This window comes from Pseudomonas sp. NMS19W (assembly GCF_051554255.1).
GTDB classification, from domain to species: domain Bacteria; phylum Pseudomonadota; class Gammaproteobacteria; order Pseudomonadales; family Pseudomonadaceae; genus Aquipseudomonas; species Aquipseudomonas kribbensis.
Genome location: NZ_CP136718.1, coordinates 4,316,281 through 4,340,110, shown reverse-complemented (window position 1 = coordinate 4,340,110; position 23,830 = coordinate 4,316,281). Strand labels below are relative to the sequence as shown.

Here is a 23,830-nt window from a genome sequence, read left to right as displayed (position 1 = left end):
CCCATGAGCTCCAAGACATTCCTGGTAACCGGAGGCAGCGGTTTTGTGGGGCGAGCATTGATCGAGCGTTTGTCGAAAATGCCAGAGTGCGCGGTCATTGCTCCGGTGCGGGGCGCTGTGATGTCGTTTCCACCCGGAGTGTGCTCGATTCCGTGCACGGGGCTTGAACCGCCGCAGGACTGGAGTGCGGCGCTGAAGGATGTCGATTGTGTCATTCACGCGGCAGCACGCGTTCATGTCATGAACGAGTCTGCAGCCGATCCGCTGGCTGTATTTCGCCTGGTCAACGTTGATGGCACCTTGAATCTGGCGCGTCAGGCTGCTGCTGCCGGCGTCAAGCGGTTCATTTTCATCAGCTCGATCAAGGTCAATGGTGAGGTCACGGCGCCGGGGTATCCGTTCACGGCAGACGATAAGCCTGCACCGCTCGATCCCTATGGCGTCTCCAAGTTTGAAGCCGAACAGGCCTTGCGGGCATTGGCTGCAGCCACAGGCATGGAACTGGTAATCATCCGGCCGGTGCTGGTGTACGGCCCCGGAGTGAAAGCCAATTTTCTCAGCATGATGCGCTGGTTGTATCGCGGCGTGCCATTACCGTTCGGTGCCCTGGATAATCGGCGTAGCCTGGTCGCGATTGACAATCTGGTCGACCTGATCGTGACCTGCACCGAGCACCCTGGTGCGGCCAACCAGGTTTTTCTGGCCAGTGATGGTGAGGATCTGTCGACGACTCAACTGTTGCAAAAGCTGGCCGCTGCCATGGGGCGTCCGGCGCGTCTGCTGCCGGTACCGGTTGGCTTGATGGATGGCGTGGCCACGTTGATGGGGCGTCGGGCACTGTCGCAGAGGATTTTTGCTTCCCTGCAGGTTGATATCAGCAAAAACCGGCAGCTGTTGAACTGGACTCCACCGGTTGCCTTTGACCGCGCCCTCAGTCTGACGGCGCAGCACTTTCTGGATACTCGTCAATCATGAATTACGGATGGTTCATACCGGTCATTGCGCTACTGTCCTTTGGCTTCACGTGGCTTTTGCGACATTACGCGTTGTCGCGCAGCCTGATGGATATTCCCAACGCCCGCAGCTCACACTCGATCCCGACCCCGCGCGGAGGAGGAGTAGCGATTGTTCTGACCTTCATGCTGGCGCTGGTTTTCCTGCTATGGCGGGACCTCATTGCTCCGGCCCAGTTCTGCGCGATTGGCGTGGCGGGCGGCCTGGTCGCTGTTATCGGTTTCATGGACGACCATGGGCACATCGCTGCTCGCTGGCGTCTGCTGGGGCATTTTGCGGCTGCCACCTGGTTGCTTTACTGGATGGGAGGCTTGCCATCGATCACGATTTTCGGATGGCAGGCCGATCTCGGTGTCCCGGGGCATCTGCTTGCCGTGCTTTATCTGGTGTGGCTGTTGAACCTCTACAACTTCATGGACGGCATCGACGGTATCGCCAGTGTCGAAGCCATCAGTGTCTGTCTCGGTGTATGTCTGCTCGCCTGGCTCGCAGGTTCGTTGCAGTTGATCTGGGCACCGCTGCTGTTGGCCGTATGCGTCGCCGGCTTTCTGTTCTGGAACTTCCCGCCAGCGAAAATTTTCATGGGCGATGCCGGCAGCGGATTCCTCGGCATTGTTCTGGGAGGTCTTTCGCTGCAGGCCGCAGCTGCATCGGCCGATTTTTGTGGGGGTGGCTGATTCTGTTAGGTGTATTCATTGTCGATGCGACTTACACCTTGCTTCGCCGGCTGCTGCGTGGAGACAAAGTGTATGAAGCCCATCGCAGTCATGCCTATCAGTTCGCCTCTCGTCGGTTCGGTCGTCATCTGCCGGTAACTATTGCCGTTGCGGCGATCAATATGTTCTGGCTGCTGCCGATTGCCGTGGCGGTGACGCGTTTTGGACTGGACGGCTGCCTGGGTCTGATTGTGGCCTATGCTCCACTGCTGTTGCTGGCAATCAGGTTTGGAGCCGGTAAGCTCGAATAGAGGGTTGGTGAAAATCCCGGTAACGGCTTTGACATTGTCATTTGGGTTTAAAGTAGACGAGATGTGCTACTGGCCTGCCTGGGCGATGCGTCAGTTGAAAGGAGGGGGCTGAGGTGTTTGAAGAGTCATTGAATAAAGTCAGAGAGCGGTTGCTGGGATTGCCCCGGCGGCGCAAGCGTCTGATACAAGTGGCAACAGACATTGTTCTGGTCTGGGCCGCGCTCTGGCTGGCATTCATTGTCCGGCTGGGGATAGACGACATGTACAATCCCTTCAAAGTGCATCTCTGGTTGTTTGCCTGCGCTCCGATTGTTGCTATTCCTCTGTTTATCCGTTTCGGCATGTACCGGGCGGTCATGCGCTACTTCGGTAATGACGCTTTGATCGCGATCATCAAGGCTGTCAGTCTTTCCTCGTTGATTCTGGCTGTTGTCGTTTACTGGTACAGCAATCACGAGGCCGTTGTTCCACGTTCGATCATTTTCAACTACTGGTGGCTGAGTCTGGTCATTATCGGCGGATTGCGCCTGTGCATGCGTCAGTACTTCATGGGCGACTGGTTTACGGCGTCTTTGCACGTACCTTTTACGAGCCGTGACAACGGCTTGACCAAAGTCGCCATCTACGGCGCCGGTGTTGCCGGCAATCAATTGGTGGCGGCACTTCGCATGGGCAAGGTCATGCGCCCCGTGGCGTTCGTCGACGATGATCCGAGCATCGCCGACCGTTCGATTTCCGGCCTGCATGTCTACAAGCCCAAGCACATTCAGGAGATGATCGATGTCACCGGAGCTCAGGAAATCCTCCTCGCGCTTCCGTCATCCACCCGCGCGCGCCGTCGAGAGATCCTCAACCTGCTGGAGGGTTTTCCGCTTCACGTGAGAAGCGTGCCGAACTTCACCGATCTGGCGAGCGGCCGGGTCAAGGTCGAGGATATCCAGGAGGTTGATATTGCCGACCTGCTTGGGCGTGATTCGGTGCCTGCGCAGCCGGATCTGCTCGAACGCTGTATCAAAGGCAAAACCGTGATGGTGACGGGGGCTGGCGGTTCGATCGGCTCGGAGTTGTGCCGTCAGATCTTCGCATTGGGGCCGACCACGCTACTGCTGTTCGACCACAGTGAGTTCAATCTCTACAGCATTCTCACCGAGCTGGAGCGACGCGGCTGCCGGGAGTCCGTATCCGTGCACTTGCTGCCGATTCTCGGTTCTATCCGCCACCCACACAAATTGCTCGATGTCATGAAGACCTGGCGGGTCGACACTGTCTATCATGCCGCCGCCTACAAACATGTGCCGATGGTGGAGCACAACATCGCCGAAGGTGTGCTGAACAACGTGATCGGCACGCTCAATACGGCCCAGGCAGCGTTGCAGTCCGGGGTGTCCGACTTTGTGCTGATTTCGACTGACAAGGCTGTGCGCCCAACCAATATCATGGGGAGCACCAAGCGCCTTGCCGAGTTGACGCTTCAGGCGTTGAGCCGCGAGATAGCTCCGGTATTGTTCGGTGACAAGTCGAACGTGTCCCGGGTCAACAAGACCCGCTTCACCATGGTCCGTTTCGGCAATGTGCTGGGGTCTTCCGGTTCGGTCATTCCACTGTTTCACAGTCAGATAAAGTCGGGTGGCCCGCTGACGGTCACACATCCGAAAATCACCCGCTACTTCATGACAATCCCGGAAGCCGCCCAACTGGTCATTCAGGCGGGCTCCATGGGGCAGGGCGGGGATGTGTTCGTGCTGGATATGGGCGAGCCGGTGAGAATCGTGGAGCTGGCCGAGAAAATGATTCATCTGTCCGGTTTGAGCATTCGTTCCGAGCGCAATCCTCAAGGCGATATTTCCATCGAGTTCACGGGGTTGCGTCCCGGTGAGAAGCTCTATGAAGAACTGCTGATCGGCGACAACGTCGCCGCGACGCCTCATCCGATGATCATGACGGCCAGTGAGGACCACTTGCCATGGGATGTTCTCAAATCCCGGTTGGGTGAATTGCTCGCTGCAGTCGATGCGGATGATTATTCTCGCGTCCGCCAGCTTCTGCGTGAAACCGTTAGCGGTTATACCCCCGACGGTGAGATTGTCGACTGGATTCATCAGCAACGCCGTCTCGAGCCCTGATTGTTTCACATCCTGTAACGGACGCGTTTTTGACAGGCTCCCATCATCGCCTAAGTTTGGAGAGCGGCTTCGGAAAAGCTGCTTTCTCAATTGATGATGGAGCGTCACTTATGCGTACCGGCTATTTCTACTCCCTGATTTTCGCCCTCTTGACCAGCGCCTCGATTGCCGCAATCGCGGCACCTTCGGTGCCTTCCGAGCCGAACAAGGCACCTGTGGTGATGAGTTCGTCAGTCACTTCTGAAAGTCCAAAAGTCGATCTGAACGGCGCCGACGCAGCCACTCTGCAAAAGGAGCTGGCAGGAGTGGGGGAGGCGAAGGCGAAAGCCATTGTTGCTTATCGTGAAACAAACGGGCCGTTTACATCCGTGGATGAGTTACTGGAAGTTAAGGGCATCGGTAAAGCGATCCTGGATCGCAATCGCGACAAGCTGGACGTCAACTAAGCGAGTGGTTCAACGCCAAGGGGCCGGTCATTGACCGGCCCTTTTGCATTTGGTTTCCCGAGAACGTCACAGGGTGGCGATTGCCTTTTTCGTCGGACGAGTTAAGATTATGACTATCATATTGCTCTGAGATTATGCCTATAATAATTTCAGTCGCCTCTGAAGCGTCCCAGCTTTTCAGCGGTTACTCATTACTCACGCATTCCAGGAGTCTCCGTCATGAATTCCCAGAAATCCCAAGGTACGGCGCTGGTCACTGGCGCGTCTTCCGGCATCGGTGCGGTGTATGCAGAGCGGTTGGCGGCACGTGGTTTTGATCTGCTGCTGGTGGCCCGTGATCAGGAGCGCCTGGAGTCTGCCGCCCACAAGCTGCGGGATGCTCACGGCGTTCAGGTGGCAGTGTTGAAGGCCGATCTGACGCAAAAGGAAGAGGTTCTCAAGCTGGAGCAACGTTTGCGCAGCGATTCCAGCATCAGCCTGCTGGTCAACAATGCGGGTGTGGCAGTCAATGGTTTGCTGGCCAATGCTGACCCTGACGCGCTGGAGAAGCTGATTCAGCTGAATGTCACAACGCTGACTCGACTCGCTGCCGCAGCCGCTGCCGCGTTCACCCGAGCCGGCCGCGGCACGATCATCAATATCGCGTCGGTGGTCGCATTGTTCCCCGAGCGCTTCAATGCGACCTACAGTGCAAGCAAAGCCTATGTGCTGAGTCTTACTCAGTCGTTGAACACCGAACTCGAGGGCACCGGGGTCAAGGTACAGGCGGTATTGCCCGGTGTGACCCGCACCGAAATCTGGGAGCGCTCCGGTTTTGATGCCAGTGGTATTCCGGCAGAGATGGTGATGGAGGTGGGCGAAATGGTTGATGCCGCGTTATCCGGTCTGGACCAGGGCGAACTCGTGACGATTCCTTCGCTGCCCGATGCCGGTGAATGGCAAGCCTTCGTTGCTGCACGTCATGTGATGGCACCCAATCTGTCCCATAGCTCGGCGGCCAGCCGATACAAGTAAATGACTTTTGAGTCGTGAGAGGTCAACCCGATATGGATCAGCGTCGAGTAGTTGTCACGGGGATGGGCCTGGTATCGCCCTTGGGCAGTGATATTGAAGTCGTTTGGCAGCGTCTGCTGGCCGGGCGCTCGGGATTGCGCAACCTGCCGGAGGCGGTCATTGCGGATCTGCCGACGCGGGTCGGTGGTGTAGTGCCGACGTTGGAAGAGGACGCCGAAGCCGGTTTCGATCCGGATCGGGCGACGCCACCCAAAGAACAGAAGAAAATGGATCGCTTCATTCTGTTCGCGATGGAGGCTGCACGTCAGGCGCTGGACCAGGCAGGCTGGCATCCGACTGAACCCCGTGCGCAGGAGCGTACTGCCACCATCATCGGTTCCGGTGTCGGTGGCTTCGGTGCAATTGCCGATGCTGTGCGCACTACCGACAGCCGTGGTCCACGGCGTTTGTCGCCGTTCACCATCCCTTCGTTTCTGGTCAACCTCGCGGCGGGCCATGTCTCGATCCAGCACGGTCTGAGGGGCCCGCTAGGTGCGCCGGTCACCGCGTGTGCCGCTGGCGTGCAGGCGATCGGTGACGCCGCTCGGATGATTCGTGCCGGTGAGGCCGACATTGCCGTGTGCGGCGGTGCGGAAGCATGCATCGACCGCGTGAGTCTTGCCGGATTTGCAGCGGCGCGGGCGCTCTCCAGTGGCTACAACGACACGCCCGAGCGTGCTTCGCGCCCGTTCGACAGCGGGCGTGACGGTTTTGTGATGGGCGAGGGCGCCGGGTTGCTGGTGATCGAATCGCTGGATCACGCATTGGCCCGTGGTGCCAAACCACTGGCCGAACTGGTCGGCTACGGCACCAGCGCCGATGCCTATCACCTGACTGCCGGGCCGGAGGACGGCAGCGGAGCTCGACGAGCCATGGCGCTGGCGCTGGCTCAGGCCGGTATCGCGCCGGATCAGGTGCAGCATCTGAATGCACATGCGACCTCGACGCCGGTTGGCGATCTCGGCGAGCTGGCGGCCATCAAGTCGGTGTTTGGAGCGCAGAACAAAATCGCCGTGACTTCGACCAAATCCTCCACCGGCCATTTGCTGGGCGCTGCCGGCGGTCTGGAAGCGATCTTCACGCTGTTGGCGATCCGCGATCAGGTCGTTCCGCCAACCCTCAATCTGGAAAATCCCGATCCGGCCAGCAAAGGCGTGGACATCGTCCACGGTCAGGCGCGGACAATGCCGATCGAATACGCGCTGTCCAACGGTTTCGGTTTCGGTGGGGTCAATGCCAGCGTGCTGTTCAAGCGCTGGCAGGCTTAGTCTTCAGGAGCGCTTGAGGTGTTCGCGGGTGACGTCGAGGATCTGTTGGGCAAATCCGGCATCCGCGACGCTGCGTGAGAGCAGGAGCGCGCCCGCCAGTGTTGCCATGATGACGATGCTGCGTTCGGCCGCGTTCTCGCCTTCGAGGGTGTTCTGGATCTGATCCAGACGCGCCTTGAGCACGAGATCGCTGGTCGGGCTCGGTTGTCCGCGCAATCCCAGTTCCGAAGAAATGGTCAGCAGCGGGCAGCCTTCATGCGGAGAGGTCTGGTGCCACTCGGAGAGATACGTATCGATAAAGGCTTCCAGCGGTTTTTCCTGGGCGAACAGCTCTTCGCACAAACCTGCGACCTGATCGCCGGCGGCTTGCAGGGCTTTTTCGACCAGATCGTCCTTGGATTTGAAATGCGAATAAAAGCCGCCGTGGGTCAGGCCCAGCGCCTTCATCAATGGTTGCAGACCGGTCGCACCGATGCCGTCCTTGCGAAAGCGCTCGGATGCTTCCTTGATGATGCGCTGATGGGTCTGGGCTTTATGATCTTGCGAGTAACGCATTTAAACTCTCCGCAACAAGACCGCCATCTTAACCAATGCAAATTGAATGGTGACTGTACTTCTACTTCTAAAAAACGTGCTGGTGAATCCAACAAGTTCGTAACAGCCATCAACGGTTGGCACGGATAGTGGTTGCAGCTCACAAAGTTGTCATCACCGAAGGAGCAGGAGAACCATGTACAAAGACTATCCGGCCGCCTATCAAGTCAGTAAGGGCTCGGCCTTGCAGGTCAATGCACCGTTCTACGAGCGGATTCGCGACCGCAAGGATGCGCGGACCCTGATCGAGCAATTCGAAGTGCCGATCCGCACCGGCCGCGCCTGGCATGTTCCGGCGGGCCATGTGTTTCGTGTCACCACACCGGTGGGGCCGCAGGTGGGCGACTTCAATGTGTGGAATGCCCACGATCCGCGTGAACGGATGTGGGCGGCGCGCACTCGACAACTGCAGGGCGCCCATGTCAGCACCCATGATCGTCTCTGGTCGAACCTGCCTTTTCTACGGCCTCTGGTGACCATCACCGATGACAGCCTGGCCGGTTACGGCATCGATGAACACGGCGGGCGCCTGCACGATTTGCTCGGTACGCGCTGTGATCCCTACGTGAACAAGATGCTCACCGGCGAAGACTTCCATCATCACTGCCATTCAAACCTGACCCGCGCCGTGTTACCCCACGGTCTGACCGAGTTCGATGTGCATGACGTGTTGAACATCTTTCAGTGCACGGGCCTGAATCACGATGACTTGTACTTCATGAAAGCCTGCCCCGCGCAGAAGGGCGATTATCTGGAATTCTTCGCGGAAATCGACTTGCTGTGTGCATTGTCGACGTGTCCCGGCGGCGATCTGTCGCTGGCGATGTGGGGGCCGGACGCGCAGGATCCGTTGAGCGTGTGCCGTCCGCTGGGTGTGGAAATCTATCGGCTGGACGAGTCGCTGCTGGAAGGCTGGAGTTCACCGGAGCGTGCGGCGTACAAAGGCCTGCACGGCTTGCACATTGCCAGGGCCGAATGGGAAAAGTGACCGCGACAAAAAACAAACCCCGCCGATTCAGGCGGGGTTTTTCGTTCAGCGGTCCTGCGCGTCCTTGATGTCCGCTTCGGCATTGCGCTCGGCAACGCGTTGACGTTGTTCTTCGGTCAGTTCGACCTTGTTGGCGGTGTCGCGCAGCATCATCAGACCCCCCACGATCGAGCCGATTGCAACGACCAGAATCAACCAGGCATACCAGGGCATAGCGGCTCTCCTTAATGGCAGGTCGCCGGGCGAGGATTTCGCCGGCGATGCTGCTTACCACGTTTGAGCGATGGGAAATCGCAGTGGTTCCATTCTAGGCCGGTTATGCCTGATGCGGTTAAAGCCCGGTCAGCATGGCGTCCGCCGGAGCATTAGCGCGCAATTGCCCGGTGAGCAAAAAGTAGCCGAAGCCGACCGCCATGAAGCCCAGGAAAATCAGGCCAATCAGCGCGTTGAACCAGGCCATCGCCACCAGGCACACGATCGCCAGCACCAGCGCAATGAACGGGATCAACGGGTAGCACGGCGCGCGGAAAGTCCGCTCCAGATTTGGTTCGCTTTTGCGCAGCTTGAACAGACTGAGCATGCTCATGATGTACATCACGATGGCGCCGAACACGGCCATGGTGATCATCGCAGCGGTCAGGGTCATACCGCCGAGATTGATCAGGCCGTCGCTGTAAATGGCGGCAATGCCGATGATTCCACCGGCGATGATCGCCCGGTGCGGGGTCTGGAAGCGCGACAGTTTCGCCAGCGAGGCGGGCAGATAACCCGCGCGGGCGAGGGCGAAGAACTGCCGCGAGTAGCCGAGAATGATCCCGTGGAAACTCGCCACCAGCCCGAACAGACCGATCCACACCAGCATGTGCAGCCAGCCGGAATTGTCGCCGACCACCGCTTTCATCGCTTGCGGCAGCGGGTCGTTGATGTTCGACAGGGTGCGCCAGTCGCCGACTCCGCCGGCAAAGAACATCACGCCCATCGCCAGCAGCACCAATGTCAGGATGCCGCTGATATAGGCCTTGGGAATCGTGCGTTTCGGGTCCTTGGCTTCTTCGGCTGCCATGGCCGCGCCTTCGATCGCGAGGAAGAACCAGATCGCAAACGGGATCGCCGCGAACATTCCGGCGATCGCCGGTGCGCCGAACACGTCTGCACCGGCCCAGCCATTGAGGGCGAAGTTGCTGAAGCTGAAGGCCGGTGCGACCACGCCCATGAACACCAGCAACTCGGCGACGGCCAGCACGCAGACGATCAGCTCGAAGGTCGCGGCCAGTTTCACACCAAGAATGTTCAGGCCCATGAAGACGATGTACGCGCCGACCGCCGCGTGTTTCGGATCGAGGGCCGGAAACTGCACATTCAGATAGGCGCCAATCGCCAGCGCAATCGCCGGAGGGGCGAAGACAAATTCGATCAGCGTCGCCAGGCCTGCGATCAATCCGCCTTTTTCACCGAACGCCCGGCGACTGTAGGCGAACGGCCCGCCCGCATGCGGGATCGCCGTGGTCAGTTCGGTGAAGCTGAAAATGAAGCAGGTGTACATGGTCGCGACCATGAATGACGTCACCAGAAAGCCCAGTGTTCCGGCGACGCCCCAGCCATAGCTCCAGCCGAAATACTCCCCGGAAATCACCAGCCCCACCGCGATGCCCCACAGGTGCAGCGTGCCCAGCGTGGGTTTGAGTTGTGTGTTCATGCGTTTGCTCCCTGAACGGTTTGGAAAGCTCGGGGGAGGGCGTGTGCAGTGGGCGTGCCATTTTGTATTGGCGGGTCGCAATGGGCTGAAAGCTGTCGTATCGGGGATGTTCGCGACTCGATAGCCACATTTCTGTGCGCCAGTCAGGTGCGTCGGCCATCGGGAGCAGTCGTAAAGAAGGCATAAACCCACTCTTTACGCATTCTTTATGCCCCGCCCGCACCCTCGGTCTCGTTCCTTTACAGCCTCCTTTCCGACAATGCCTCCACACGCGGCAATAAGCCGTAACACGGAGATCTTCCATGAGCGTTCTGGACGGGGTGTCCCTGCTGCTGGCAGTGGGGCTGTTCATTTATCTGTTGGTTGCGCTGTTGCGCGCGGACCGGAACTAGGAGCGGCTATGCACAGTTATGACTATTGGCAGATCCTCGCGTTTTTCGCGTTGGTGTTGCTGCCGGCGCCGTTCCTCGGGCGCTTCTACTACAAGGTGATGGAAGGTCAGCGCACCTGGCTGACGCCGATTCTCGGTCCGGTCGAGCGCGGCTGTTATCGCATTGCCGGTGTTGATCCGCAGGCCGAACAGAGCTGGCAGAAGTACACGCTGGCGCTGCTGGCGTTCAACCTCGCGGGTTTCCTGCTGTTGTTCGCGATCCTGTTGTTCCAGGACCACCTGCCGCTGAACCCGCAAAACCTGCCGGGCCAGGAGTGGACCCAGGCGTTCAACACCGCCGTCAGCTTCATGACCAACACCAACTGGCAGTCCTACAGCGGTGAGGCGACTCTCAGCTACCTGAGCCAGATGGTCGGCCTCACCGTGCAGAACTTCGTCAGCGCCGCCACCGGTCTTGCCGTGCTCGTCGCGTTGTGCCGTGGCATCGGTCGTAAATCCACCAAGACCCTGGGCAACTTCTGGGCCGACATGACCCGCGCCACCCTCTACGGCCTGCTGCCGCTGTGCCTGCTGCTGGCGCTGTACCTGGTGTGGCAGGGCGTGCCGCAGACCTTCGCGCAGTACGTCAATGCGGTGACGCTGCAAGGCGTCGATCAGGTGATTCCGCTCGGCCCCGCAGCCAGCCAGATCGCGATCAAGCAACTGGGCACCAACGGCGGTGGTTTCTTCGGCGTCAACTCGGCGCATCCGTTCGAGAACCCGACCGCGTGGAGCAACCTGTTCGAAGTCACTTCGATCATCCTGATCCCGGTGGCGCTGGTGTTCACCTTCGGCCACTACGTGAAAGACCTGCGTCAGAGCCGCGCCATCATCGGTTGCATGCTCGCGCTGTTCCTGATCGGCGGCGCTACTTCGATGTGGGCCGAGTACCAGCCGAACCCGGCCCTGAACAACGTGGCCGTCGAACAGACCGCGCCGCTGGAAGGCAAGGAATCGCGCTTCGGCACCACCGCCACTGTGCTCTGGTCGGTGACCACCACCGCAGCCTCGAACGGTTCGGTCAACGGCATGCATGACAGCCTCAACCCGCTCAGCGGCATGGTGGCGCTGGTCAATATGATGGTCGGAGAAGTGATCTTCGGCGGCGTCGGTGCCGGGCTCTACGGCATGTTGCTGAACGTGCTGATTGCGGTGTTCCTCGCCGGCCTGATGATCGGCCGCACCCCGGAATACCTCGGCAAGAAACTCCAGGCCCGCGAAGTGCAGTTGCTGGTCGTGACCTTGCTGGTGATGCCGGTCGGCGTGCTGGTGCTGGGTGCGATTGCCGCAGCACTGCCAGGCCCTGCGGCGACCATCAGCAACCCCGGTCCCCATGGTTTCAGCCAGTTGCTGTACGCCTACACCTCGGCCAGTGCCAACAACGGTTCGGCGTTCGGTGGCCTGAGTGCCAACACCCCGTTCCACAACCTGATGCTGGGCCTGGGCATGTTGATCGGTCGCTTCGGTTACATCCTCCCGGTACTGGCCCTGGCCGGCAGCCTGGCGATGAAGAAAACCGCGCCGATCGGCCAGAACAGCTTCCCGACCCACGGCCCGCTGTTCGTGACCCTGTTGACCGTGACCATTTTGCTGGTGGGCGGCCTGACCTTCTTGCCGACCCTGGCGCTCGGCCCGATTGCCGAACACCTGAGCATGGGCTTCTAAGGAATCCATCATGAATATGCATGTTCCAGCTTCAAAACCTGCGGTAGCTGCCAAGTCGGCAGAAGCGCCCAAAACCGCGATCAGCGCCCTGTGGCGTCCGGCGCTGGTGCAAGCGTTCGTCAAGCTCGACCCGCGCCAGCTGGTGCGCTCGCCGGTGATGCTGGTGGTCGAACTGACCGCGATTTTCACCACCGTGCTGTGCTTCATCCCGGACAACGTCGTACCGACTTTTGTCGCGGCGCAAATCGCCCTGTGGTTATGGTTCACCGTGCTGTTCGCCAACTTCGCCGAAGCACTGGCCGAAGGTCGCGGCAAGGCCCGCGCCGACAGCCTCAAGGCCGGCAGCGAAGGCCTGAGCGCCCGGCGCAAACTGGCCAACGGCAGCTTTCAGGTGGTGCCCGCCGCCAGCCTGCGCAAGGGTGATGTGGTGCGCGTCGAAGCCGGGGAAATGATCCCCGGCGACGGCGAGGTCATCGAAGGCATCGCGGCGGTCAACGAAGCGGCGATTACCGGTGAATCGGCTCCGGTGATCCGCGAGTCCGGCGGCGACCGTTCTGCCGTCACCGGCAATACGCGACTGGTGTCCGACTGGCTGTTGGTGAAAATCACCGCCAACCCCGGCGAGTCGACTCTGGACCGCATGATCGCGCTGGTCGAAGGCGCCAAACGCCAGAAGACCCCGAACGAAGTGGCGCTGGACATCCTGCTGATCGGCCTGACCCTGATCTTCCTGCTGGTGGTCGTGACCCTGCAACCGTTCGCCCACTTCGCCAACGGCAGCCTGCCGCTGGTGTTCCTGGTGGCGCTGTTGGTCACGCTGATTCCGACCACCATCGGCGGCCTGCTGTCGGCCATCGGTATCGCCGGGATGGATCGACTCGTACGGCTGAACGTAATCGCCAAGTCCGGACGTGCAGTGGAAGCGGCGGGTGATGTGCACGTGTTGCTGCTGGACAAGACCGGCACCATCACCTTCGGCAACCGTCGCTGCAGCGCGGTGTATGCCGCGCCGGGTGTGAATGCCCGTGAACTCGCCGAGGGCGCGCTGTTCGCTTCGCTTGCTGATGAAACCGCCGAAGGCAAGTCCATCGTCGAGTACCTGCGCGGCTCCAATCCGCAGCCGGAACCCGCAACTGAAACGTTGACTGCCGTACCGTTCAGCGCGGAAACCCGCTTGTCCGGCGTCGACTATCAGGGCCGTGTATTCCGCAAGGGCGCGGTGGATTCGCTGCTGGCGTTTCTCGGTCAACAACGCAAGGATCTGGCGCCGGCGCTGTCCCGTGAAATCGACAAGATTGCCCAGAGCGGCGGCACCCCGTTGCTGGTTTGCGCCGACGGCAAACTGCTCGGTGCGATCCATCTGAAAGACGTGGTCAAGCCGGGCATCCGCGAGCGTTTCGCCGAGCTGCGCAAACTGGGGATCCGCACGGTGATGGTCACCGGTGACAACCCGCTGACCGCCGCCGCGATTGCCGCTGAGGCAGGCGTCGACGATGTGCTGGCCGAAGCCACACCGGAGAAAAACTCGCCCGCATCCGTCACGAGCAGAACGACGGTCGTCTGGTTGCCATGTGCGGCGACGGCGCCAACGATGCTCCGGCGCTGGCCCAGGCTGACGTCGGCATGGCGATGAACGACGGCACTCAGGCGGCGCGCGAAGCGGCCAACATGGTCGACCTCGACAGCGATCCGACCAAGTTGCTGGACGTGGTGCAGATCGGCAAGGAATTGCTGGTGACCCGTGGTGCGCTGACGACCTTTTCCATCGCCAACGATGTGGCCAAGTACTTCGCAATCCTGCCGGCACTGTTCGCTGCGATCTACCCGCAACTGGGCGTGCTGAACATCATGCATTTGAGCAGCCCGCAGAGCGCGATCCTGTCGGCCATCGTCTTCAATGCCCTGATCATTGTCGTGCTGATTCCGCTGGCCCTGCGCGGCGTGCGAGTGCAGGCGGCGAGTGCGGCGGCGCTGCTGCGACGCAATCTGCTGATCTATGGCCTGGGCGGGATTCTGGTGCCGTTCGTGGGGATCAAGGCGATCGACATGCTGCTGACGGCGTTGCATCTGGTTTGAGTGAGCGGTGCTCGCTGGATCTCTACATGGCTTGAGATCCAGCCCTCACCCTAACCCTCTCCCAGTGGGAGAGGGGACTGACCGAGGTGTTCTGGCGAGTTACAACGACCTGAGATATCGAGCCGAACTCAGGTTTTGAAAAGTATGCAAATCGGCTCCCTTTCCCCCTCGCCCCCTTGGGGGAGAGGGCTGGGGTGAGGGGGATGGATCTTCCTGACACTCCGCTAACGTTTGCCCAATGAATTCGAGGATTCCGAAATGTCCACAATATTACGTCCGGCCCTGAGCCTGCTGGTGCTGATGACCCTGGTCACCGGCGTTGCCTATCCGCTGGTCGTCACCGGCGTTGCCCAGGTCGCTTTCCCTGAGCAGGCCAATGGCAGCCTGGTGCGCGATGCCGAAGGCAAGGTGCGCGGCTCGTCGCTGATCGCTCAGGATTTTGTCGGCGATGCGTGGTTTCATCCACGTCCGTCGGCCGGTGCCTTTGCCACCGTGTCGAGCAGCGCGAGCAACCTGGCGCCGAGCAATCCGGCGCTGGCCACTCGGGTGATCGATGATGCCAACAAGCTGCTGGTGCCCGGTCAAGGCCCGGTGCCGCTGGCGTTGTTGACCACCTCCGGCAGCGGTCTCGATCCGCACTTGCCACCGGCGGCGATTGCCTATCAACTGGCGCGTGTCGCCCACGCGCGCAACTTGCCGGTGGCGACCTTGCAGCAGTTGCTCGACGCGCACATCGAACAGCCGCTGGTGGGCCCGCCGGTGGTGAATGTGCTGGCGTTGAACATGGCGCTGGAAAAGCTGTAATGAATCCTTCAGGAAGAGAGCTTCAAGCATGAGTGACTCCGGCCGCGCCGACGCGCTGTTAGCAGAACTGCCCCGCGACGGACGCGGCCGGCTCAAGGTTTTTCTCGGCGCCGCGCCGGGCGTGGGCAAGACCTTCGCCATGCTGCAGGCCGCCCATAGTCAGCTGCGCCAGGGCGTGAAAGTCATCGCCGGTGTGGTCGAAACCCACGGCCGCGCCGAAACCGAAGCGTTGCTCGGCGGCTTGCCGCAACTGCCGCTGGTGCGTTCGGAATACCGTGGCGTGACGCTGGAGGAAATGGACCTCGACGGCCTGCTCGCAGCAAAACCGAAACTGGTGCTGGTCGACGAACTCGCCCACAGCAACGCCCCCGGCAGTCGGCACACCAAACGCTGGCAGGACATTCAGGAACTGCTCGCCGCCGGCATCGACGTCTATACCACGGTCAACGTCCAGCACCTGGAAAGCCTCAACGATCAGGTGCGTGGCATCACCGGCGTGCAGGTGCGCGAAACCCTGCCGGACTGGGTGCTGCAGGAAGCCTACGAACTACTGTTGATCGACCTGCCGCCCCGGGAACTGCTCGAGCGCTTGCGCGAAGGCAAGGTCTACGTGCCGGAGCAGGCACGGGCCGCGATCGATGCGTTTTTCACCCAGACCAATCTCACCGCGTTGCGGGAACTGGCGATGCAGACCGCTGCGGCGCAGGTCGACAACGATCTGGCCCAGGGCTACCGCAAGCTCGGTCAGGCCGCGCCGGCAGTGCGTGGTCGGCTGCTGGTCGGCGTCGACGGCAATGCCGATGCCGAACGTCTGGTGCGTCACGCCAGTCGTGTGGCTCAGCGTCGGCATTTGCCGTGGAGCCTGGTGCACGTCGACAACGGCAGCGTGCGCGATGAGCAATCGCGGCTGCGCCTGCAAGGCGCCCAGCAACTGGCCGAAAGGCTTGGCGGTGAAGTGGTGCTGTTGCGGGCCGGCGAAGTGGCCAAGACCTTGATCCAGCACGCCACCGAGCGCCGGGCCAGTCTGGTGCTGGTCGGCCAGTCGCGACCGAGCCTGCGCCGGCGCTTGTTCGGTGGTGGACTGGCGGCGCGCTTGTTGCGTCAGTCCCATGGCCTGGAAATCAACGTGCTGGACAGCGATCACGAGCAGCACGCGCCACGCCTGCGGACGGCGCCAACGCTGGTGTGGTTCGACTATGCGCTGGCGCTGGTGGCGACCATTCTGGCCAGTGCGCTGGCGTGGGCGGTATCCAGTGTCTTGCCGTTGCCGAACATCTCGCTGGTGTTCCTCGCGGCAGTGTTGCTGGTAGCGGTGCGCAGCAGTCTGGGGCCTTCACTGGCCTGTGCGGCGCTGTCGTTTCTGACCTACGACTTTCTGTTCATCCCGCCGAACTTTTCCTTCGCTATCCAGCGTGAAGAAGACGTGCTGACCTTGCTGTTCTTCCTGCTGATGGCGGCGCTCACCGGCAATCTGGCGGCGCGTCAGCGTCGGCAATTGCAGGCGTTGCGCGATACCCAGGAAGAGACCACCGAGCTGCTCGACCTGTCGCGCAAACTCACTGCCGCCACCGACCGTCAGGCCGTGGTCAGCGCTGCCGCACAGCACCTCAATGGCTGGAGCGATCTGCAATTGTGCCTGCTCAATCGCGACGGGCAGGGTGGCTGGAAAGTCGAAACCGGCGGGCCGTTGCAGTTCACTGAATCCGAACGCGCTGCCGCCGACTGGGCCTGGCAACACGATCAACCGGCGGGCATGGGTACCGGCACGCTGCCATTCGGGCGTTGGTGGTGGTGGCCGCTGTCGGTGGAGGACGGGCCGCTCGCACTGCTCGGTGTGTGTGCCAAAGAAGGCCAGACCTTGAGTGGCCAACGCCGCCGTTTGCTGACCGCGTTGAGCCAGCCATTGGCTCAGGCACTGGCCCGTGCGCAACTGGCCGATGATCTGGAAGCCGCGCGTCTGCACGGTGAAACCGAACAACTGCGCAGTGCCTTGCTGGCCTCAGTGTCCCACGATCTGCGCACGCCGCTGACCTCGATGCGCGGCAGCATCGACAGCCTGCTGGCCCTCGGTGAAGCGATCCCGCTGGAGGATCGCCGCGAATTGCTCGAAGGCACCCGTGATGAAGCCGAGCGTCTCGACCGTTACATCCAGAACCTGCTGGACATGACTCGCCTCGGGCATGGTGCGTTGAAACTGGCGCGGGACTGGGTGTCGCCGGCAGACATCGTCGGCAGTGCGCTCAATCGCCTGCGCGCCGTGCTTTCATCTTTGCAGGTGAGCACCGATGTACCGGCCGAGTTGCCGCTGCTGTTCGTCCATGCGGCGTTGATCGAGCAGGCGCTGGTGAATGTGCTGGAGAACGCCGCACGATTCTCGCCGTCCCACGGCCGTCTGCAGCTGCGTGCCGGAGCGGATGACAATGAGGTGTTTTTCTCGGTCAGCGATGAAGGGCCGGGGATTCCGGTCGATGAACGAGCGAAGATTTTCGACATGTTCTACACCGCCGCCCGGGGGGATCGTGGCGGGCAGGGTACCGGCCTGGGGCTGGCGATCTGTCAGGGCATGGTCGGCGCCCATGGCGGGCGGATCAGCGTCGGCGACGGTATCGACGGACGTGGCACCTGCATCACCCTGCACCTGCCCTTGCAGACGCAACCGGGGATGGACGGTGAAGCCTGAATCCGCCTGCGCTACTCTCTTGCCAATCTTTTGTGTTGATGTGAACTCATGACTCAGACCGCGACCATTTTGGTCATCGACGATGAACCGCAGATCCGCAAATTCCTGCGCATCAGCCTCGCTTCCCAGGGCTACAAAGTGCTGGAGGCCGGCACCGGTGCCGAGGGCCTGGCCCAGGCGGCGCTGAACAAGCCCGACCTGCTGGTGCTCGACCTCGGCCTGCCGGACATGGACGGCCAGCAAGTGCTGCGCGAGTTTCGCGAGTGGGCCACGGCGCCGGTGCTGGTGCTGTCGGTGCGGGCCAGCGAAGGGCAGAAAGTCCAGGCGCTGGATGGCGGCGCCAATGACTACGTGACCAAACCGTTCGGCATTCAGGAATTTCTCGCCCGGGTCCGCGCGTTATTGCGCCAGGCGCCGGCCGGAGAAGCGCAGCAAGCAGCGTTGGTGTTTGGCCCGCTGACGGTGGACCTGGCCTATCGCCGGGTGCTGCTTGACGGCGTCGAAGTCGCCCTGACCCGCAAGGAATACGCGGTGCTGGCGCAACTGGCGCGGCATCCGGGGCGGGTGATTACCCAGCAGCAATTGCTCAAGGATATCTGGGGCCCGACCCACACCGAGGACAGTCATTACCTGCGGATCGTCGTCGGCCATCTGCGGCAGAAACTGGCGGACGATCCGACCCGACCACGGTTTATCGTGACCGAGGCCGGCGTTGGTTATCGATTGTTGAACGAGAACAGCGCTTAGCTCTGCTCGCTCTCATAACGGTCGAGGGTGTCCCGGGCAATTTCGCGGCCCAGCGCGATCAGCTCCGGCGCCTTGTAGAACTCGAAGAACCGGCAGACCCGCTTCGGCACGTTGATCAGGATGTCCGGCGGATACCCGGCGATCTTGTATTGCGCCAGCGAGGTCTGCATCACCTCGAAACTCTGGTTGATCAGATCCAGCAACGATGCCGGCCCGACGTTATCGACGATGAACGAACCGGTGGCGGATTTCGGCGCCCCGTCGCGTTCGGGGGCGGCGGCCGGTTGCTGGGTTTCGGGCTCCGCACCTTCGACCCATGGATTGATCTCGGCGGCCTCGGCGCGCAACGCTTCCTGTTCCAGACGCAGCAGTTGCTCGGCTTGTGTGCGGCGGAATGGCATCTTTGAACCGAGTGAACTGATCAGATTGTCGAAGCGGCTACGAAACGCGGCAGGGCGCTGGATCACTGGCAGTTTGTAATGACGCTGGTTGGTCGAGTTGAGATTGACCGCGATGATCAGATCGCAATGGCTCGACACCACCGGCACGATCGGCAACGGATTGAGAATGCCGCCGTCCACCAGCATCCGGTTGCCCTGCATCACCGGGGTGAACAGGCTGGGAATCGCCGCCGAGGCACGCATCGCCTGATGCAGGCAGCCTTCCTGAAACCAGATTTCCTGCTGGTTGGTGAGATCGGCGGCGACCGCCGTGTAGGGGATGCGCAGCTCTTCGATGTTGATCTCGCCGACGATCTTGCGGATCTGGCCGAAGACCTTTTCACCACGGATCGCCCCGAGGCGGAAACTCACGTCCACCAGCCGCAGCACATCGAGGTAATCCAGGCCTTCGATCCAGCGTCGGTACTCGTCGAGTTTGCCGGCCGCGTAGATGCCGCCGACCACCGCCCCCATCGAACAACCGGCAATGCAGGCGATGTCGTAACCACGCCGTTCGATCTCCTCGATGACCCCGATATGGGCATAGCCCCGGGCGCCACCGGAGCCCAGCACCAGTGCGACACGCTTTTTCATCAGACTTCCTCCCCGACAGGTTTCCACAATGCACCCATCAAGGGCCGGGCTACAATCGTCAGGGTCGTTCGGGGTGGCGCTGGCGTCGTTTTTTCGATACTTCGTGACCCGCTGACGCTATCTTTTGCCGTGCGGTGGATTCACGGGGCACAAGGCACTTTTTCACCGCCACAACGTCTTAATTGCACGACTGTTGACCTATCTTTGAGGTGTAAGTGATGAAAGCCTGGATCTGTGTGCCCTTGATTGTCCTGGCATTGGCCGGTTGCGCCGGCAAGACGGCCTACCGCGACAGCTGCGGCAGCCAGCTCGATGCGGCATGGCATGAGCTGGATCTGGCCAAGGCCGAGGGTTTTGCCGGTACGGTGAGCTACTCCAAGGCCCTGTCGTTGCTGACGGCGGCCAAGACCCAGCAGCAATTCGAAGGGTTCGAGGGTTGCAGCAAAAAAGCCGAGAAGGCGCGTTTCTACATTCGCGAATCCCGCGCCGGGCGCTAAGCTGCTGACGTAGCGCAAGTGCAGGTGCCTTGCGCAGGTGCACACTCATGCAGCGCCATTGAATTCAGGAGCAAGTAATGTCTGCGTTGGTCGACCGGTTGGTGGCTCATGTCCTGAGCCTGGAAGTCAGGCTGCTGGCCTGTCAGGCACGTTTGACCGCCCGGACCGACCCGGAGGCGCTGCATGATCTGCGAACCACCGTGCGCCGCTTGCGCAGCCTGTTGCGGCCATTGCGCGGTTTGCCCGGCGTCGAGCAACTGGAAGTCGCGGCGGCCGGTGTCGGGCAAGTGACCACGCCGTGGCGCGACCGCGAGGTGCTGGCGGCGTATCTGCTTGAACATGGCCAGCCTGAGGCGGCGCAGCGGCGCATGGCGCAGATGGCCGAGGCTTATCCGGCATTGGCGGCGAGTGCGGAAGTGGCTTCGCTGCTGATGATCCTCGATGCGTTTCCGCGTTTCCTGCGGGCGTCCCAGCGTCAGGGATTGCTTGATGACCTGGACAAACGCATCGAAAAACGCCTGGGCAAACAATGGAAAAACCTCGACGTGGCACTGCACGATCCGGCCCACGACCGCCATCGCCTGCGCCTGCTGATCAAGCGTGTGCGTTACGGCATCGAGGCTTATCCCGAACTCGATCGCTTGCCGAAACCCGCGTTGGAGCGTCTGAAGTCCGCACAGGGCGCGCTGGGTGACTGGCACGATTGCTGGCAATGGCTGGCGAAGTCCGAGCAGGAAGCGGATCTGCAACCCTGCGTCGCCACCTGGCAGGCCACCATGGTCAAGGCCGAAAGCAAGGCTGACCGGGTGCTGGAAAAACTCAGCGCCACCTGCTTCAAATCCTGAATCCCTCTACAGCTCGGCGTGGCTGTCTTATCTGTCAGTCTCTTTGACCGGAATGGACGCTGCGCCGCTCTGCCGCGCTGGTTAAGATCCGGTCATTCCCTTTTTCGTGTCCGAGGTTCCCATGCGCTTCTGCGATCTGATCGATGCTGTCCGCCGTCAACCGGAGGTCACCATTCCGGCCGAGTGGGGCCAGGGGCGGGCCAGTTTTGGCGGGTTGGTTGCCGCACTGCAATTTGAAGTGATGCGCACTCGGGTGCCAGCCGAACGGCCGGTGCGTTCGCTGGCGATCACTTTCGTCGGGCCGGTCGAGCCTGAAGTACCGGTCAGCTTCGAAGTCGAGGTGTTGCGCGAAGGCAAAGCGGTCATTCAGGTACTGGGGCGTGCGGTGCAGAACGGCCAGGTGGTGACGATGGTGCAAGGCAGCTTCGGTGCTTCGCGCCCGTCGGAAGTGGCGGTTGCAGCCTATCCGGCACCCGAGATGAAACACTGGGACGATTGTCAGGAACTGCCATACATCAAAGGCGTGACCCCGGAATTCATGCGTCATCTGGCGATGCGCTGGAGTGTCGGCGGCATGCCGTTCACCGGCATTCAATCGCGGCTGATGGGCGGCTGGGTGCGCTTGCGTGGGGATGTGAAGGAAGAGCCGGTCAACGAGGCGCATCTGCTGGCGCTGGTCGATGCCTGGCCGCCTGCGCTGTTGCCGTATCTGAAGAAACCGGCGCCGGGCAGCACGCTGACCTGGACCATCGAATTCGTACAGCCGTTACACGATTTGAGCACGCTGGACTGGTGCCAGTATCTGGCGGACATCGAGTATGCCGCCGACGGTTACGGCCACGTCGCCGCCAAGCTGTGGAGCGCGCAAGGCGAGCTGATCGCCATGAGCCGGCAGACGGTAACGATCTTCGCCTGACTCAATGCCGGCGGTGGCGTTCACGCCAGGCGCGATACCAGCCGCCGCTGAGCAGAAAGCGCGGGAAGGTCAGAAACTGCTCGACCAGCAGGCGCGATACCGCGTCCTTGCGATCACTGAACGGCTCGGAGGCTTGCGCCTCCAGGCTATGGCCGTGGCGCTGCAGACCCAGCGCCGCGACAATCCCGATAACGCCAATCGCCACGCTCGCCAGACTCAGGCTGAACACGCCCGAGACGATCAACAGAAACGCGACGATGAACAGCGGCACGGCAATCAAGTGCAGCACCAGATTGGTCGGGTGCTGGTGATTGGCCGGGTACGCGCGCCATTGCCACGCGGGAAGGTTGGGGTGACGTTTGCCCATGTTGCTGCTCCTCAATCCATGTTCGATTCATGGTTGAAGAATAGGCCCGGGCGGGCAGGGCGGCGAATCAAGGTTGGCTATTGCAGTGATAGGGACAATGGCGGTTCCTGATGTTGTCCCCTAGAGCTTCAGCTGACCGATCGCCTTGTTCAGTTCCCCGGCCAGCGTCGCCAGCTCATTGCTAGTGGTCGCCGAATCCACGGTCTGCTGCACGGTGTTTTCGGTCACATCGCGAATGCTCACCACCGCGCGGTTCATCTCTTCGGCCACCTGGCTCTGCTGTTCCGCCGCCACCGCAATCTGTGTATTGCTCTCGCGCATCTGCGCCACCGCGCCGGTGATTTCCGCCAGCGCTTCACCGGCCTCCTGGGCCTGCTGCACGCAGTCGTCGGCCTTGTACGAACTCTCCTGCATGAAGTCCACCGCATCGCGGGTGCCGGCCTGCAGCGCCGAGACCATGGTGGTGATTTCATCGGTGGAGGTCTGCACACGTTTGGCGAGATTGCGTACCTCGTCGGCGACCACCGCGAACCCGCGACCCATTTCCCCGGCACGGGCCGCTTCGATGGCGGCGTTGAGTGCGAGCAGATTGGTCTGTTCGGCGATGCTGTGGATCACGCCGACCACGCCGTTGATTTTCTGACTGTCTTCGGCAAGGCGCTGGATCATCTCGGCAGTTTGCTGCACGCCGCTGGACAGACCGGCAATCGAATGCTGGACGCGGGTGACGACTTGCTGACCGCTGCCGGCCAGGCCATCGGCGGTCTGTGACAGGTCACGGGTGGCGCCTGCGTGCTGGGCGATGTGGTAGACGGTAGCGGTCATCTCGTTGATCGCGGTGGCCGCCTGATCGGTTTCGCTCTGCTGGCCGAGCATGCCGTGGCGCACCTCGTTCATGCTCGACGCCAGCCGCGCTGCGCCGACGTCCAGTTGTCGTGCGGTGTTGGCCACGGTGGTGACCACGCGCTGGTAGCCGGCCTGCATCGCGTTGAAGGCATTGGCCATCTGCCCGACTTCGTCCTTGCAGGCCAGCGGCACCCGCGCCGAAAGATCGCCGGTTTTCTCCACGTGCAGCATCACATCCTTGAGCGTGTTGAGCTGGCTGAGCAGAAAACGGATCAGCAACTGCGAAGCACCGAGCATCGCCAACATCAGGATGAACACCGCCACCGCGTAGTTGGCGAAGCGTTCGCTGAACACCTGGCTGAGGCTGGGGGCGTAGGCAATCACGGCGACCTGCTGGCCATCGGCGCGGCTGAAGACTTCGGCGCCGAGCAGCGGGTTTTCGCCGAACAACGGCAGGTGGCTGATTTCGATCCAGCCGTTGCTGTCGGTGATCTCCAGCAGCGGTTGATCGTTGAGGCGCGGCGCTTCACCGCGTTTGAACGTCAGCACCTGATCGGATTTGGGCAGCGCCTGTCCGGCCGGCCAGGCCTTGAGCAGCTGCGCCTGGGCCTGCGCCGAGGTTTGCGCGGCATGGCTGCGTGCCTGTTGTTCGAGCTGCACCGCGTACAGCACCAACAACAGGGTGGTGACAAAGGCGACCGCATTGACCGCCCAGAATTTGTATTTCAGCGAGATATTGCTAAGCCAGGCACCCATGGAGGTCTTCTCTGATAG

The 23,830-nt window shown here is 61.4% G+C and carries 20 protein-coding genes and 2 pseudogenes; 16 read left to right on the top strand and 6 right to left on the bottom strand.

Going from position 1 to position 23,830, the window contains the following annotated elements:
• Window positions 1-3: 3 nt before the first annotated feature.
• From R1A29_RS19775 to fabF, 6 genes and pseudogenes are all read left to right on the top strand, one after another.
• Window positions 4-975 (top strand): UDP-glucose 4-epimerase family protein, encoded by a 972-nt coding sequence (locus R1A29_RS19775; RefSeq protein WP_438302070.1) that lies wholly within the window; start codon window positions 4-6, stop codon window positions 973-975.
• Window positions 972-1,981 (top strand): annotated as a pseudogene (locus tag R1A29_RS19770) (MraY family glycosyltransferase). Before R1A29_RS19775 ends, R1A29_RS19770 begins: the two are co-directional and overlap by 4 nt.
• Before the next feature lie 260 nt (window positions 1,982-2,241).
• Window positions 2,242-4,104 (top strand): polysaccharide biosynthesis protein, encoded by a 1,863-nt coding sequence (locus R1A29_RS19765; RefSeq protein WP_438302069.1) that lies wholly within the window; start codon window positions 2,242-2,244, stop codon window positions 4,102-4,104.
• A 110-nt stretch (window positions 4,105-4,214) separates the two neighbouring features.
• Window positions 4,215-4,550 (top strand): ComEA family DNA-binding protein, encoded by a 336-nt coding sequence (locus tag R1A29_RS19760; RefSeq protein WP_438299324.1) that lies wholly within the window; start codon window positions 4,215-4,217, stop codon window positions 4,548-4,550.
• Between the two features lie 219 nt (window positions 4,551-4,769).
• Window positions 4,770-5,564 (top strand): SDR family NAD(P)-dependent oxidoreductase, encoded by a 795-nt coding sequence (locus tag R1A29_RS19755; RefSeq protein ID WP_438299323.1) that lies wholly within the window; start codon window positions 4,770-4,772, stop codon window positions 5,562-5,564.
• A 32-nt stretch (window positions 5,565-5,596) separates the two neighbouring features.
• Window positions 5,597-6,871 (top strand): beta-ketoacyl-ACP synthase II, encoded by a 1,275-nt coding sequence (gene fabF / locus R1A29_RS19750; RefSeq protein WP_438299322.1) that lies wholly within the window; start codon window positions 5,597-5,599, stop codon window positions 6,869-6,871.
• Between the two features lie 3 nt (window positions 6,872-6,874).
• On the opposite strand, the gene R1A29_RS19745 is transcribed toward fabF, so the two are convergent.
• A complete protein-coding gene (locus tag R1A29_RS19745) occupies window positions 6,875-7,426 on the bottom strand; it encodes a TetR/AcrR family transcriptional regulator (RefSeq protein WP_438299321.1) in 552 nt (183 codons plus the stop codon).
• Window positions 7,427-7,601: 175 nt separating this feature from the next.
• On the opposite strand from R1A29_RS19745, the gene R1A29_RS19740 reads away from it, so the two are divergent.
• A complete protein-coding gene (locus R1A29_RS19740; RefSeq protein ID WP_438299320.1) occupies window positions 7,602-8,453 on the top strand; it encodes an urea carboxylase-associated family protein in 852 nt (283 codons plus the stop codon).
• A 45-nt stretch (window positions 8,454-8,498) separates the two neighbouring features.
• Here R1A29_RS19740 and R1A29_RS19735 read toward each other — a convergent pair whose 3' ends face one another.
• Complete coding sequence (locus R1A29_RS19735; RefSeq protein ID WP_065257130.1) at window positions 8,499-8,666, bottom strand: DUF2897 family protein; 168 nt, start codon at window positions 8,664-8,666, stop codon at window positions 8,499-8,501.
• A gap of 118 nt (window positions 8,667-8,784) precedes the next feature.
• Complete coding sequence (gene eat / locus R1A29_RS19730) at window positions 8,785-10,149, bottom strand: ethanolamine permease (protein ID WP_085710789.1); 1,365 nt, start codon at window positions 10,147-10,149, stop codon at window positions 8,785-8,787.
• Window positions 10,150-10,451: 302 nt separating this feature from the next.
• On the opposite strand from eat, the gene kdpF reads away from it, so the two are divergent.
• The 6 genes and pseudogenes from kdpF to R1A29_RS19700 all read left to right on the top strand — a co-directional run bounded on the left by kdpF (window position 10,452) and on the right by R1A29_RS19700 (window position 18,551).
• Window positions 10,452-10,541, top strand: coding sequence for a K(+)-transporting ATPase subunit F (kdpF, locus tag R1A29_RS19725; protein WP_007899818.1), 90 nt, complete (start codon window positions 10,452-10,454; stop codon window positions 10,539-10,541).
• A gap of 8 nt (window positions 10,542-10,549) precedes the next feature.
• Window positions 10,550-12,244, top strand: coding sequence for a potassium-transporting ATPase subunit KdpA (kdpA, locus tag R1A29_RS19720; protein ID WP_192552151.1), 1,695 nt, complete (start codon window positions 10,550-10,552; stop codon window positions 12,242-12,244).
• A gap of 10 nt (window positions 12,245-12,254) precedes the next feature.
• A pseudogene (gene kdpB, locus R1A29_RS19715) lies at window positions 12,255-14,320 on the top strand (potassium-transporting ATPase subunit KdpB).
• A 258-nt stretch (window positions 14,321-14,578) separates the two neighbouring features.
• Complete coding sequence (kdpC, locus tag R1A29_RS19710; protein ID WP_114884604.1) at window positions 14,579-15,124, top strand: potassium-transporting ATPase subunit KdpC; 546 nt, start codon at window positions 14,579-14,581, stop codon at window positions 15,122-15,124.
• A 28-nt stretch (window positions 15,125-15,152) separates the two neighbouring features.
• Window positions 15,153-17,804 carry a DUF4118 domain-containing protein gene (locus R1A29_RS19705; RefSeq protein WP_438299319.1) on the top strand — a complete coding sequence of 884 codons (2,652 nt, stop codon included), beginning with the start codon at window positions 15,153-15,155 and terminating at the stop codon, window positions 17,802-17,804.
• 48 nt (window positions 17,805-17,852) lie between these two features.
• On the top strand, window positions 17,853-18,551 hold the full coding sequence (locus tag R1A29_RS19700; RefSeq protein ID WP_438299318.1) for a response regulator: 699 nt from the start codon (window positions 17,853-17,855) through the stop codon (window positions 18,549-18,551).
• Here R1A29_RS19700 and R1A29_RS19695 read toward each other — a convergent pair.
• On the bottom strand, window positions 18,548-19,585 hold the full coding sequence (locus tag R1A29_RS19695) for a patatin-like phospholipase family protein (protein WP_085710784.1): 1,038 nt from the start codon (window positions 19,583-19,585) through the stop codon (window positions 18,548-18,550). The two genes, R1A29_RS19700 and R1A29_RS19695, sit on opposite strands and share 4 nt — an antisense overlap.
• A 218-nt stretch (window positions 19,586-19,803) precedes the next feature.
• Between R1A29_RS19695 and R1A29_RS19690 the strand changes: the two genes are divergently transcribed.
• The 3 genes from R1A29_RS19690 to R1A29_RS19680 all read left to right on the top strand — a co-directional run bounded on the left by R1A29_RS19690 (window position 19,804) and on the right by R1A29_RS19680 (window position 21,843).
• On the top strand, window positions 19,804-20,082 hold the full coding sequence (locus R1A29_RS19690) for a hypothetical protein (RefSeq protein WP_438299317.1): 279 nt from the start codon (window positions 19,804-19,806) through the stop codon (window positions 20,080-20,082).
• 77 nt (window positions 20,083-20,159) lie between these two features.
• Entirely contained in the window at window positions 20,160-20,927 is a 768-nt protein-coding gene (locus R1A29_RS19685) for a CHAD domain-containing protein (RefSeq protein ID WP_438299316.1), read from the top strand.
• A gap of 121 nt (window positions 20,928-21,048) precedes the next feature.
• Window positions 21,049-21,843 carry an acyl-CoA thioesterase gene (locus tag R1A29_RS19680; RefSeq protein ID WP_265813650.1) on the top strand — a complete coding sequence of 265 codons (795 nt, stop codon included), beginning with the start codon at window positions 21,049-21,051 and terminating at the stop codon, window positions 21,841-21,843.
• Between the two features lies 1 nt (window position 21,844).
• On the opposite strand, the gene R1A29_RS19675 is transcribed toward R1A29_RS19680, so the two are convergent.
• The gene (locus R1A29_RS19675; protein ID WP_119429646.1) at window positions 21,845-22,210 is read right to left on the bottom strand and encodes an Mpo1-like protein; all 366 of its coding nucleotides are present in this window, start codon (window positions 22,208-22,210) and stop codon (window positions 21,845-21,847) included.
• 120 nt (window positions 22,211-22,330) lie between these two features.
• Window positions 22,331-23,812 carry a methyl-accepting chemotaxis protein gene (locus tag R1A29_RS19670; protein WP_438299315.1) on the bottom strand — a complete coding sequence of 494 codons (1,482 nt, stop codon included), beginning with the start codon at window positions 23,810-23,812 and terminating at the stop codon, window positions 22,331-22,333.
• Window positions 23,813-23,830 lie beyond the last annotated feature (18 nt).

Coding starts and splice junctions, on each gene's coding strand:
- R1A29_RS19775 (WP_438302070.1), top strand. CDS start 4: ATGAGCTCCAAGACATTCCTGGTAACCGGAGGCAGCGGTTTTGTGGGG.
- R1A29_RS19765 (WP_438302069.1), top strand. CDS start 2,242: ATGTACAATCCCTTCAAAGTGCATCTCTGGTTGTTTGCCTGCGCTCCG.
- R1A29_RS19760 (WP_438299324.1), top strand. CDS start 4,215: ATGCGTACCGGCTATTTCTACTCCCTGATTTTCGCCCTCTTGACCAGC.
- R1A29_RS19755 (WP_438299323.1), top strand. CDS start 4,770: ATGAATTCCCAGAAATCCCAAGGTACGGCGCTGGTCACTGGCGCGTCT.
- fabF (WP_438299322.1), top strand. CDS start 5,597: ATGGATCAGCGTCGAGTAGTTGTCACGGGGATGGGCCTGGTATCGCCC.
- R1A29_RS19745 (WP_438299321.1), bottom strand. CDS start 7,426: ATGCGTTACTCGCAAGATCATAAAGCCCAGACCCATCAGCGCATCATC.
- R1A29_RS19740 (WP_438299320.1), top strand. CDS start 7,602: ATGTACAAAGACTATCCGGCCGCCTATCAAGTCAGTAAGGGCTCGGCC.
- R1A29_RS19735 (WP_065257130.1), bottom strand. CDS start 8,666: ATGCCCTGGTATGCCTGGTTGATTCTGGTCGTTGCAATCGGCTCGATC.
- eat (WP_085710789.1), bottom strand. CDS start 10,149: ATGAACACACAACTCAAACCCACGCTGGGCACGCTGCACCTGTGGGGC.
- kdpF (WP_007899818.1), top strand. CDS start 10,452: ATGAGCGTTCTGGACGGGGTGTCCCTGCTGCTGGCAGTGGGGCTGTTC.
- kdpA (WP_192552151.1), top strand. CDS start 10,550: ATGCACAGTTATGACTATTGGCAGATCCTCGCGTTTTTCGCGTTGGTG.
- kdpC (WP_114884604.1), top strand. CDS start 14,579: ATGTCCACAATATTACGTCCGGCCCTGAGCCTGCTGGTGCTGATGACC.
- R1A29_RS19705 (WP_438299319.1), top strand. CDS start 15,153: ATGAGTGACTCCGGCCGCGCCGACGCGCTGTTAGCAGAACTGCCCCGC.
- R1A29_RS19700 (WP_438299318.1), top strand. CDS start 17,853: ATGACTCAGACCGCGACCATTTTGGTCATCGACGATGAACCGCAGATC.
- R1A29_RS19695 (WP_085710784.1), bottom strand. CDS start 19,585: ATGAAAAAGCGTGTCGCACTGGTGCTGGGCTCCGGTGGCGCCCGGGGC.
- R1A29_RS19690 (WP_438299317.1), top strand. CDS start 19,804: ATGAAAGCCTGGATCTGTGTGCCCTTGATTGTCCTGGCATTGGCCGGT.
- R1A29_RS19685 (WP_438299316.1), top strand. CDS start 20,160: ATGTCTGCGTTGGTCGACCGGTTGGTGGCTCATGTCCTGAGCCTGGAA.
- R1A29_RS19680 (WP_265813650.1), top strand. CDS start 21,049: ATGCGCTTCTGCGATCTGATCGATGCTGTCCGCCGTCAACCGGAGGTC.
- R1A29_RS19675 (WP_119429646.1), bottom strand. CDS start 22,210: ATGGGCAAACGTCACCCCAACCTTCCCGCGTGGCAATGGCGCGCGTAC.
- R1A29_RS19670 (WP_438299315.1), bottom strand. CDS start 23,812: ATGGGTGCCTGGCTTAGCAATATCTCGCTGAAATACAAATTCTGGGCG.